The organism is uncultured Parvibaculum sp. (genome assembly GCF_963975745.1).
Lineage (GTDB): Bacteria > Pseudomonadota > Alphaproteobacteria > Parvibaculales > Parvibaculaceae > Parvibaculum.
In genome coordinates this window covers 1-10,985 of sequence record NZ_CAXBIB010000032.1, presented here as the reverse complement: position 1 = coordinate 10,985, position 10,985 = coordinate 1, and the positions used below count along the sequence as shown (strand labels likewise).

General features: G+C 60.2%; 13 protein-coding genes. 8 read left to right on the top strand and 5 right to left on the bottom strand.

Features of this window, described 5'->3' with window-relative positions; genetic code table 11:
* The 3 genes from AAC071_RS16515 to AAC071_RS16505 form a co-directional block, all read left to right on the top strand.
* Window positions 1-98, top strand: a 98-nt coding sequence (locus AAC071_RS16515) for an SDR family oxidoreductase (protein WP_339834750.1), incomplete at its 5' end; no start/stop codon positions are given.
* A 117-nt stretch (window positions 99-215) separates the two neighbouring features.
* Window positions 216-491, top strand: a complete 276-nt coding sequence (locus AAC071_RS16510) for a hypothetical protein (RefSeq protein WP_339834748.1) — start codon at window positions 216-218, stop codon at window positions 489-491.
* A 33-nt stretch (window positions 492-524) separates the two neighbouring features.
* Window positions 525-740, top strand: a complete 216-nt coding sequence (locus AAC071_RS16505) for a 4-hydroxythreonine-4-phosphate dehydrogenase PdxA (RefSeq protein WP_339834745.1) — start codon at window positions 525-527, stop codon at window positions 738-740.
* A 17-nt stretch (window positions 741-757) separates the two neighbouring features.
* Here the strand turns inward: AAC071_RS16505 and AAC071_RS16500 are convergent, their stop codons facing one another.
* The 5 genes from AAC071_RS16500 to AAC071_RS16480 all read right to left on the bottom strand — a co-directional run bounded on the left by AAC071_RS16500 (window position 758) and on the right by AAC071_RS16480 (window position 5,991).
* Window positions 758-1,225, bottom strand: coding sequence for a MaoC family dehydratase N-terminal domain-containing protein (locus AAC071_RS16500; protein WP_012110676.1), 468 nt, complete (start codon window positions 1,223-1,225; stop codon window positions 758-760).
* Window positions 1,226-1,313: 88 nt separating this feature from the next.
* A complete protein-coding gene (locus AAC071_RS16495; RefSeq protein ID WP_012110677.1) occupies window positions 1,314-2,579 on the bottom strand; it encodes a cytochrome P450 in 1,266 nt (421 codons plus the stop codon).
* Between the two features lie 209 nt (window positions 2,580-2,788).
* Window positions 2,789-4,429, bottom strand: coding sequence for a cyclohexanecarboxylate-CoA ligase (gene aliA / locus AAC071_RS16490; RefSeq protein ID WP_339834741.1), 1,641 nt, complete (start codon window positions 4,427-4,429; stop codon window positions 2,789-2,791).
* A gap of 40 nt (window positions 4,430-4,469) precedes the next feature.
* Window positions 4,470-5,330: an SDR family oxidoreductase gene (locus AAC071_RS16485; protein WP_339834739.1), complete on the bottom strand. Its 861-nt coding sequence runs from the start codon at window positions 5,328-5,330 to the stop codon at window positions 4,470-4,472.
* A gap of 25 nt (window positions 5,331-5,355) precedes the next feature.
* On the bottom strand, window positions 5,356-5,991 hold the full coding sequence (locus tag AAC071_RS16480; RefSeq protein ID WP_339834736.1) for a TetR/AcrR family transcriptional regulator: 636 nt from the start codon (window positions 5,989-5,991) through the stop codon (window positions 5,356-5,358).
* A 169-nt stretch (window positions 5,992-6,160) separates the two neighbouring features.
* Between AAC071_RS16480 and AAC071_RS16475 the strand changes: the two genes are divergently transcribed.
* From AAC071_RS16475 to AAC071_RS16455, 5 genes are read left to right on the top strand one after another with little or no spacing between them, the layout of a single operon-like run.
* Entirely contained in the window at window positions 6,161-6,922 is a 762-nt protein-coding gene (locus AAC071_RS16475) for an SDR family NAD(P)-dependent oxidoreductase (protein ID WP_339834733.1), read from the top strand.
* Between the two features lie 11 nt (window positions 6,923-6,933).
* Window positions 6,934-7,725, top strand: a complete 792-nt coding sequence (locus AAC071_RS16470; RefSeq protein WP_339834731.1) for an enoyl-CoA hydratase-related protein — start codon at window positions 6,934-6,936, stop codon at window positions 7,723-7,725.
* Window positions 7,726-7,733: 8 nt separating this feature from the next.
* A complete protein-coding gene (locus tag AAC071_RS16465; protein WP_339834728.1) occupies window positions 7,734-8,891 on the top strand; it encodes an acyl-CoA dehydrogenase family protein in 1,158 nt (385 codons plus the stop codon).
* Between the two features lie 10 nt (window positions 8,892-8,901).
* Window positions 8,902-9,690, top strand: a complete 789-nt coding sequence (locus AAC071_RS16460; RefSeq protein WP_293217737.1) for an enoyl-CoA hydratase/isomerase family protein — start codon at window positions 8,902-8,904, stop codon at window positions 9,688-9,690.
* Window positions 9,691-9,727: 37 nt separating this feature from the next.
* Window positions 9,728-10,879 (top strand): SRPBCC family protein, encoded by a 1,152-nt coding sequence (locus AAC071_RS16455; RefSeq protein ID WP_339834726.1) that lies wholly within the window; start codon window positions 9,728-9,730, stop codon window positions 10,877-10,879.
* The last annotated feature ends 106 nt before the right edge of the window (window positions 10,880-10,985 follow it).

Sequence of the window (10,985 nt, the reverse complement as noted above, 5' to 3'; positions counted from 1 at the left end):
TCGAGGTTTCCTATGCGGTCCTGTTTATGGCATCCGACGAGTCGTCCTACATGACCGGCTCCGAGGTTGTCGTCGACGGAGGCTACACGACCATGTGACACCTTGCGATGCGATGGACTCCGGATTTGTTGAGGGTCGAAGCCGGTTTGTCGCTGGGCAGGAAAATAATCGTGTGTCAGTCTCGTGGCTGGCCAAACGGCGAGGAAGGAAGCGCAATGCGTGCATCCGGTGTGAGCAACCCACTCGATCGCATTCGCCACAGGCTCGATTCTTGGCTTTTCGAGGACATGTCGACCGGGCGCTTCATGCTCGATCGCGCCATATTCACCGATCCCGAGTTGTTCGATCTCGAGATGAAACACATCTTCGAGCGCAACTGGGTGTTTCTCGCCCGGCGAAAGCTATCTTGTCCTACTGACCGGGCCGCTCCGCGTCGCGCATCTGACCGACCATATTCCGCTCCGGCGCGTTTGCGAAATCATCAGCCCTGATTTCGTGGCGGCCGATACGACATCGTCCTCGCCATGTATCACGATCAGGGACACATCGCGGTCAAGACATGGGGTTTTTCCGGCAATTGCGCCATCATCCTCGGGCCGTCCTACCTGCATGTGACGGTCGCGCATGGAACGGCCTATGACATTGCGGGCAAGGGCACCGCCGATCCGGCGATGATGCTGAGCGCCATGCGCACGGCGGCCTCTCTTGCCGCGGGCCGAGGATTTCCCGAGGAACGCTGACGGCCGGATACCGGATTTTATGTTCGGGAGGCGTCGAACCGGCCGGCCATCATTCGCAACGGCGTATATTCGATCACCGTTTCGTTCCGCTGGGTCACGATCCGGTTGCGGGTGCGCACCAGACCGCGCCCCCTGGATGTCGGTCGCGCCTGAAGCACTTTGCATTCCACATGAATCGTGTCGCCGACAAAGGTAGGTCCCTTGACGTTGAACTCCATGTGCAGGAAGGCGAGGCCCGTCTCCTGCATCATCGACTGGACGAGCAAACCTTCGGCCATGCAATAGACCAGCGCGCCGGGCACCACACGGCCGTTCATGGGGCCGTGGGCCTTGAGATATTCGACATCGGTGAAGAGCACTTCCACCATGCCTGTCGTGTTGATGAAATTGACCAGGTCGGTTTCGGTGATCGTCCGGCCGATGGTGCGGAATTCCTCGCCGACGGTGAGGTCGTTCCAGCACATGCCGAGGCCTATCTTTCGCATGCCCTCTCCTTGCAGGTAGCGGCGGCGACACGGTCCCGCCCGCGACATCCTGTGACTGAGGCCGGGAAATGCGTTCCGGTGTTTTGCTTCAGCCTGGAATTCTGACCGGCATGCTCGAGTAACCCTTGATCAGATTTGAAAAAACCCGCGTCGGTTCGCCGACCACTTCGATCGGCTTGTCGGGCCAGCGTTTCAGGATTTCCTCCCAGACGACGCGGAGCTGCATTTCCGCCAGCCGGTTGCCGACGCAGCGATGGATGCCGAAGCCGAAGGACAGGTGCTGGCGGGGGTGCTTGCGGTCAATGATGAAGCTGTTGGCGTTTTCGATTGCCTCCTCGTCCCGGTTGCCCGAGACGTACCACATGACGACTTTGTCTCCCTTCTTGATCTGCTTGCCGCCAAGCTCCGTGTCCTGAAGCGCGGTGCGGCGCATATGCGACAAGGGTGTCTGCCAACGGATGATTTCGGGGACCATGGATTCGACGAGCGATGGGTTGTCCCGCAGCTTCTTGTATTGAACCGGGTTCTCGTTCAGGGCCAGAAGGCCACCGGTGATCGAGTTGCGGGTCGTGTCATTGCCGCCGACGATCAGGAGAAGAACGTTTCCCAGATACTCCATTGGCCCCATGTTTTTCGTCGCTTCGCCCTGAGCCAGCATAGTGATGAGATCGTTTCCCGGCTCGGTCGCGTTGACGCGCTGATTCCACAACTCGGTGAAGTAGGCGGCGCAATCGCGCAATTCATTCCTGCGGGCCTTCTCGGTCTCCTCATCGCCGAAGGCGGTGCCTGCGGCGGCGACATCCGACCAGCGGGTGAGCTTGCGGCGTTCTTCCCAAGGGAAATCGAAAAGGGTAGCGAGCATCTGCGTCGTCAACTCGATTGACACGCGGTCTACCCAGTCAAAAGTCTCATTGACAGGCAGGGAATCGAGAATGTTGCCTGCGCGCTCGCGGATCGTGCCTTCAAGTTTCGCCAGATTGCCGGGCGCGACGATCGGGCTGACAACCTTGCGCTGCGCGTCGTGCTTCGGCGGGTCCATCATGATGAACATGGGCAGGAAGAAACCTTCTTCCTGATTGCGGAGGGCGACGCCGCCCAGGGTGGCTTCGGACGAATAGATGCCGTGGTTGGTGTCGACATGCATGATGTCTTTGTATTTTGTCACCGACCAGAACGAGCCGTATTCGCTTTCCTTGCAGTAATGGACCGGATCTTCGCGGCGCAACCGCTCGAAATACGGCCAGATCGCATTCGCCCTAAAGAGTTCCGGATTGCTGACATCGATTTTTTCAAGCGGGATCGCGTAGGCGTCCGCAATCGACTTGTCTCGAGCGGCAACCAGGGTTTCACTCATGACGGCGTCTCCATTGTGTTTCCAGAAGCCTGAGAAGGCGTGACATATGGGATGCTGGTTAGCCGACTCTCTCCCACCAAATCATTATAAGCATATTTCCGTGGATTGTCAGGTTGCATTCATTGGGCGGCGACGCGGTGTCGCCAACTTTCCGAACAGTCCGTCACACGCCTGTTGCCGGCCTTCCGCCACCGGCTGCCTGCGGAATGTCATGCCGGCAGGGCGACGGCGATCTCGCGCAGCTTGAACTTCTGTACCTTGCCGCTCGGTGTTCGAGGCAGTTCGCCGACGATTTCCGCCCGTTCCGGCAGGTATTGCCTCGCTACCCTGTGCTCTTCGAGGAAGGCGACCACCTCGCGCAAGCCAACCTCGCGGCCGGGCTTCGGCACGATGAACGCACATGCCCGTTCGCCCAGCCGTTCATCCGGTACGCCGACGATCGCTACATCCTGAATGTCGGGATGACGGAAGAGCAGGCCTTCGATCTCGACCACGGGGATATTTTCGCCGCCGCGGATGATGATGTCCTTGGAGCGTCCGATCAGCCGGATATAGCCCTGGCCGTCGATCCGCGCCAGGTCGCCTGTGCCGAACCAGCCTTCCGCGTCGTGATTGTACCAGTCCGGTCTTTTGAGATAGCCAACAAAAGTCGAACAGGCGCGAGCCTTGAGCATGCCCTCCTCGCCGGCGGGCAGGGGGTTGTTCTCGCTGTCGACCACCTGGACTTCCATGCCTGGCAGCGCGCGTCCGTCAGTATTGATCGCCTTGTCGTCCGGATCGTCGAGGCATGTCGTTGTCACCAGGCCGTTCTCGGTCATGCCCCAGGCCGACACGATGTTCGCCCCGAGGATTTGCCGCGCCCGCTCGACAAGCGCGCGGGGGATGGGGGCGCCTGCCACCAGGAAGATGCGCAAACGGGATACGTCGCTCCCGTCCGCCGCCACCGTTTCGGTCAGATCGGACAGGAACGGCGTGGACGCCATGGTGAAGGTGATTCCTTCGCGGGAGATCGACGCGGAGGCGCGCTTCGGCTCCCACACATCCTGCAGAATGGCGGTCGCTCCGGCCAGAACGGGCATCACCAGCCCGTACATGAAGCCTGTCTGGTGCGCCATCGGCGACGCCATGAACATCACGTCGTCCGCGCCGAGCCCGAGGCGCTCGGCGCAGATGAGGATATTGGAGAGCAGCGTATTCGACGTATGCATGACGCCTTTCGGTTCGCCGGTCGTGCCGGACGTATACATCAACTGCGTTACGTCGTCGGGATCGGGCCGTCGCGCCGCGAAGAGACGGCCGGCGTCGCGCCGCTGCTCCCACGGCGTATCAAGAAGGACTTTCTCAAAGCTGGTTTCGCCGTCGCCGTCGATGACGAGCACATTCTTCAGCTGCGGCAGGCCGGCCCGGATGTTGGCCACCATGGCAGGGTAATCAAAGCCGCGAAAGGTGCGCGGGATGACGAGTACCTTGCTTTCCGCAAGGCCAAGCATGAAGGACAATTCGCGCTCGCGAAAAATCGGCATCAATGGATTGGTCACGGCGTCGATCCGTACGCAAGCCAGATGCAGCGCGGTGAATTGCCACCAGTTCGGCAATTGGCAGGAAACAACATCGCCTTTCTCCACGCCGAGTTCCGCGAGGCCGACCGCGATACGTTCCACGATCTTGCCTAAATCGCGGTAGCTGAGGCGGGTGGCCTTGTTCGTCATGGAGTTGAAATCGACGACGGCCGTCTTGTCCGGCATTTTGGCGATGCAACCGTCGAGATAGTCGGCGGCGGTCTTGCCCGGCCAGAAGCCGCCGGCGTTCATCGCCTCGACACGCTTCCTGGTCAGAATTGGATCGAACATCGGTAACGCTCCCCTCGCAGGCGGGCTTGAACTCCAGGCATTACTTTGGCTGGAAATAATCCGGTCGTCCGGGGGGCCACGGGTCGCCCCAGAGTTGCTCGCCGCCATCGACCGTCAATACCTCGCCGGTAATGAACTTGGCGCCCGGCGAGGCGAGATAGGCAACAGCCTCGGCGATGTCGTGGGCGTCGCCGACATGCAGCATCGGATTTGCGCCAGGATAGGTCTTGAGACCTTCGGGTGGATATTGCGCAAAACCGCTCGTTTCGCAGACGCCCGGTGCGACGCAGTTGACGCGGATGCGATGGGGTGCCCATTCGACGGCCACCGATTTGGACAGATAGGCAACACCGGCGCGCGCCGCGCATGTGTGCGCGATGCCCGGCATTCCGCGCCATATGTCCGCGATGATGTTCACGATCGAGCCGGGGGTCTTTCTTTCGACCCACTGCCGCGCGGCGCTTTGCATCATGTACCAGGTGCCGTTGAGATTGGTGTCGATGACGGCGTTCCATCCCTTGACCTTGAAGTCGAGGGCCATTTGCGGAAACTGGCCGCCGGCATTGTTCACGAGAAGGTCGAGCGCGCCGAATTTATCCCAGACCGCTTCAATAAAACCGTCAACCTGATCCGGATCGCGTATGGTCAGGGACCGGCTGAAGACCTGCGCGCCCATGCTTTCCAGAAGTGAAACCGTCGCGGCAAGTTTTTCTTCGTTGCGCCCGCATATGGCGACGTTTGCGCCCAGTCGTGCCAAAAGACAGGCAATCGCCTTGCCGAAACCGCTGCCGCCGCCGGAAACGACGACCGTTTTCCCCGAAAAAAGATCAGCTCGATAAACCGTGGGTAGAGCCTTCAGTTCCTCATCGGAAAACCCGAATCGAGTCCTCTGAACTTCCATGCGCGTCTCCCTCGAATGTTTTCGGTCACGTGACTGTTTCGTTTTCCCTGCTTTGTGCGGGTTCTTCGATCCCGATTCCGTTGAACAGCATCAGGCACATATGATCGGCTATCGCCTGAATGGACGTTCTGCCGGGACGGTACCATTCGACCGACCAGTTGAGAGCGCCCATCAGCAGCATGCGTACGACGCCAAGATTGACGTCGCTGCTCAATGCGCCCGATTTCTGCGCCTTGGTGAAAATGTGCCGCCAGAGTTCGGCGTAGGCGTCGCGCTGCCTGATGTGATGCTGTTGCACCTCTTCGGGGACCTGTCCGAAAATGCGGATATTGGCGGATGTGTAGTCGTCATGCTTCAGAAGTGTGGTGAGATGCGCCTCGACGGCGACGCGAATTCGGTCGCGGTGCGATGAATCCGCAGGCAGACGTTCCTGGCTCTCCTCGACGGCTTCGTGAACCCGCCTCATGCCTATGTCGAGAACTTCCTCGAGGAGTTCGTCCTTCGAACCGAAATGGTAATAGAGGCTGCCCGCCTGCATGCCGGCGGCTCTCGCGATTTCGATCAGGGTCGTCGCCGCGTAGCCTTTTTGCCGAAACATCTTAGCGGCGGCGTCCAGTATTCTCGCGCGGCTGATGTCGGATTTGCTTTGCTCGCTCGTCACAAACGCCCCCTCGCCGCCTGTTTGGCGGTGCCGATCGTAAATCTAATGTACGTTCGAAACATGTTGCACCTCCCTCGAAAATCGAACTAGTATTAGAAAAAATGTGCCGCCATTGCTATGGCAAAGTTAAAAATGTGTCTGAAGCGGTGCAGCGAGGGAGGCGACTAACATGCGAGGACTCGATCAGAAGCCGGTCATCGTTACCGGCGGCGCAAGCGGTATCGGAAAGGCGATTGGGCTCAGGCTTGGCGAAGAGAGTGCCAGGGTCGCCATTTTCGACATGAACGAGAAGGGTGCCGAGGCCGCCGCCGCCGAAATTCGCCAGAAGGGTGGAGAGGCTTGGGCCTATAAGGTCGACATCACCGACTATGCGGCAGTGGCGCGGGCAGTCGATGCGTTCGAAAAGGCGGCCGGCCAGGTTTATGGACTGGTGAACAATGCCGGTTGGGACGAGGCGAAGCCTTTTATCCAGACAGAGCCTGATTTCTGGAAAAAGGTGATCGACATCAATCTTTACGGGCCGCTCAATCTCACTCATGTCGTTGCGCGTCGGCTTGCCGAGCAGGGTGCCGGTCGGGTCGTCAGCATTTCGTCGGATGCGGGCCGTGTGGGCTCGTCTGGCGAGGCCGTCTATTCCGCGGCCAAGGGCGGCGTCATCGCCTTCATGAAGACGATGGCGCGCGAGTTCGCCCGGAAGGGCGTCACCTTCAATACGATCTGTCCGGGGCCGACGGACACGCCGCTGCTCGCCTCCGTGGATGCGTCGGGCGGCGGACGTCTGACCGAAGCGCTCACCAAGGCGATCCCGATGCGCCGCCTGGCGCAACCGGACGATTATCCGGGCATGGTCGCATTCTTTCTGAGCGACGATGCAAGTTTCATTACCGGCCAGACGATCAGCGTCTCGGGCGGTCTCTCAATGCACGGTTGACGGGGATTTTCATGGACTACGAAGACATTCTGTACGACGAGAAAAATGGCGTCGCGACCATCACCATCAATCGTCCGAAGGTCTATAACGCGTTCCGCCCCCGCACCTGCGTCGAACTGATTGACGCTTTTCTGAAGGCGGGCTGGAGCGAGGAGATCGGTGCGATCGTGCTGACTGGCGCGGGCAACAAGGCGTTTTGCACCGGCGGCGATCAATCGGATCATGACGGTTCCTATGGCGACGGCGAGACGCGCGGAACCATCGGCATGCCGGTCGAGGAACTGCACACGGTCATTCGCGACGTGCCCAAGCCGGTGATCGCGAAGGTGCGGGGCTACGCCATCGGCGGCGGCAATGTGCTGGCGACGTTGTGCGACATGACGATTGCGGGCGAGAGCGCAATCTTCGGCCAGGTGGGTCCCAAGATGGGCTCCGTCGATCCCGGCTTCGGCACCGCCTATCTCGCCCGCGTGGTCGGGGAGAAGAAGGCGCGCGAAATCTGGTACATGTGCCGGCGTTACCCGGCGCGCGAGGCGCTGGCGATGGGTCTCGCCAATGCGGTCGTTCCCGACGACAAGCTGGATGAGGAAGTGGATGCCTGGTGCGTCGAGCTTGTCGAGCGTAGCCCGACGGCGATTGCGATTGCCAAGAAATCGTTCAACGCCGACAGCGATAATATTCGCGGCATTGGCGGTCTTGGCATGCAGGCGCTCCGCCTCTACTACAACTCGGCGGAGTCGAAAGAGGGCGTCAACGCGCTCAATGAAAAGCGCAAGCCGGAATTCCGCAAGCATATGAAATAGGTGGTATCTTGGACTTTGCCTTTACGTCCGACCAGGGAGCCATTCGAGATACCGCCGCACGATTTGCGCGCGAGCGGCTCGCGCCCGCCTACAAGGTGCGCGAAACCGCCGGAGCGATCGATCGACAGCTCGTCCGGGATATGGGCGAGCTTGGCCTCGTCGGCGCCGATTTGCCCGAAAAATTCGGGGCGCCGGGACTCGATAGCGTTACGACCGGCATTATTATCGAGGAAATATCACGCGGCGACATTAGCGTCGGTTATGTCCAGCTCCTGGGTTCGCTGATGGGATCGATCGTCGCCGCGCATGCAAGGCCTGAAGTCGCCGATGAAATCGTTCCGAAGATTTGCTCGGGCGAGGTGATCGTCGCGCTCGGTCTGACGGAGCCGCGAGGCGGCTCCGACGCAGCGCATCTGCAGACGAAAGCACGCGCCGATGGCGACGGCTACGTCCTGTCGGGCGAGAAAACCTCGATCTCGATGGCCGAGCAGGCTGATTACATTCTTGTGCTCGCGCGCACGGATGAAAGCAATCCGGGCGCTGGCGGTGTGTCGGCTTTTCTGGTGCCGCTCGACGCGCCGGGTATCACCTGTTCGAGCTTCGATGATGTAGGTTCGAAAGCGGTCGGCCGCGGTTCGGTATTCTTCGACAATGTTAAGGTGTCGTCGCGCTACATGGTCGGCCCGGAGGGCGAAGGTTTCCGGAAGGTCATGCAGGGGTTCGATTATTCCCGCGCGCTGATCGGCCTGCAATGTCTGGCTCCCGCCTTCGCATCGCTGGAAGAGACCTGGAAGTATGTGACGGAGCGCGTTGCCTTCGGCAATCCGCTGGCCAAATATCAGGGTGTCACGGAACCGCTGGCCGAAGCCCAGACGCTGCTCGAGGCGGCGCGTCTGCTTTGCTACAAGACGCTTTGGCTCCGCGACAATGATTTGCCGCATACCGCCGAAGCCGCGATGTGCAAATGGTGGGCACCCAAGACGGCTTTCCAGGTCATCCACCGTTGCCTGCTCACGCACGGACATGGCGGTTACAGCACTGATCTGCCTCATCAGCAGAGATTGCGCGACGTGATGGGGCTTCAGATCGGCGACGGCACCGAGCAAATCCAGAAGATGATCATTTCGCGCGAGAAAGTCGGCCGGGTGGCCGTGCCTTATGCGTGAGGGAGGCGATATGACGAGCGCCGCGGAAGCCCCGGTCCAGACCGAGATGCGAGACGGCGTCGGAATCGTGGCGCTCAACAGGCCTGACAAGTTCAATTGCCTCTCGTCGGTTGTCATGGCCGGTCTCGACGAGGCTCTCGCAATGTTCGAGGGAGACAGGAAGGTTCGCGCCGTTCTGTTGCTTGCGCGTGGCAAGAACTTCTGCACCGGTGCCGATCTTGACGAGGTCCTCGACGCTCGCAGGGAGCGGGGTCGGCTGGAAGCGTTTATCACGGGCGGTCATCGCGTCCTGCGCCGTCTTGAGGTCTCACCTCTGCCGATTGTCGCCGCGGTGAACGGTCTGTGTCTTGCGGGCGGGCTGGAATTGATGATGGCATGTGACGTGGTTTTTGCGGGGCAGTCGGCGCAGATGGGATGCCAGCATGCCCGCTACGGGCTCGTGCCGGGTTGGGGCGGCACGCAGCGTCTCGCGCGCATCGTCGGTTCGCGGCGTGCCCTTGATCTGATGTTCAGCGGCCGCTGGCTCAAGGCAGACGAGGCGCTGGCCTGGGGGCTTGTGAACCATATCGTTGACGACAGCGCGCTTGCCGGCATGGCGGAAGCCTATTGTGCCGACCTCGCCAAAAAGAATCCGGGCGGTCTTGCCGCCATGAAACAGCTTTGCAGAAACGGACTCGACGGATCGCTCCAGGAAGGTCTGGATATGGAACGGAGCGCAGTCGTGGACGCGCTGATGGGCGAAAATGTTTCGGAAGGTCTGGCGGCGTTCCGGGAGCGCCGGGAGCCATTATTCCGCTGACGGATAATCAAGGGACCTCTTCGGGAGAAGTGCGATCATGAAACACGAAGCCCAGGTCGAGCAGTTGCGGAAGATCTTCGGCTATCTCGACGCGGGTGAGACCGCGATGGGCGATGCCGTGTATCGTCATCATGTCAGTGACTACACCAGTCCGGATCAGGCTGGCCGAGAACGGGAGATGCTGTTCCGGCATGAGCCACTCCTGATCGGATTGAGCTGCGAATTGCCCAATCCCGGCGACTATGTAACCGACGATTTTTCGGGCGTTCCGATCCTGGTGGTGCGGAATGAAGCGGGGCAGGTCAATGCCTTCATCAATGTCTGCCGCCACCGTGGCGCGCGCGTTGCGTCGGGCTGCGGCAGCGGCAAGACCGTGTTCAGTTGTCCCTATCACGCATGGACCTACGACCGGAGCGGCAGGCTGAGGTCGATACCGTTCGAGCAGGGCTTTGAGAGCGTCGACAAGACGAGCAACGGCTTGCGGCCTCTGCCGGTGGTGGAGAAATACGGCATGATCTGGGTCATGCCGACGCCCGGCGGGTCGATCGACATCGACGGCCACCTTGCGGGGATGGCGGACGATCTCGTCGCGTTCGGCCTTGCGAGTTACAGCCACTACGAGACACGCGTGCTCCGGGCCCGCCTCAACTGGAAGCTCGTGATCGACACGTTTCTCGAAACCTACCATCTGAGCACACTTCACAAGAATACGATCGCGCCGATCCTGCACTCGAACCTCGGCACGTTCGACGGCATGGCACGAAATCTGCGCATGATTGGCGCCCGCAAGACGATCGACGCGTTGCGCCAGAGGCCGGAAAGCGAGTGGGATCTGGTCCGCCACTCCGCGCTTGTATACGTGCTCTTTCCGAATACGGTCTTCATCATGCAGGGCGATCATCTGGAGACGTGGAGGGTTTATCCGGGCGACAGCGTGGATGAATCAAAAATGCACGTCTCTCTCTATACGCCCGAACCTGCCATGACCGACAAGGCCAGGAAGTACTGGGCCAAGAACATGGACTTGCTGATGGCGACCGTGCAGCAGGAAGATTTTCCGCTGGCGGAAAATATCCAGCGTGATTTTCACTCGGGTGCACAAGATTTTGTGACTTTCGGCGCCAACGAGCCGGCTCTTGCATACTTCCACCGGTCGATAAAAAAGACGCTGGGGATCGACGCCGCGTGAAGCGGAATTGAACAAAAAAGGAGATTCCCATGCATGTCGGCATGAGCACGTTCTTTCAGAACCTCGCTGGCGGTTATACCGACCAGGAGGTCTACGCCCATGAAAT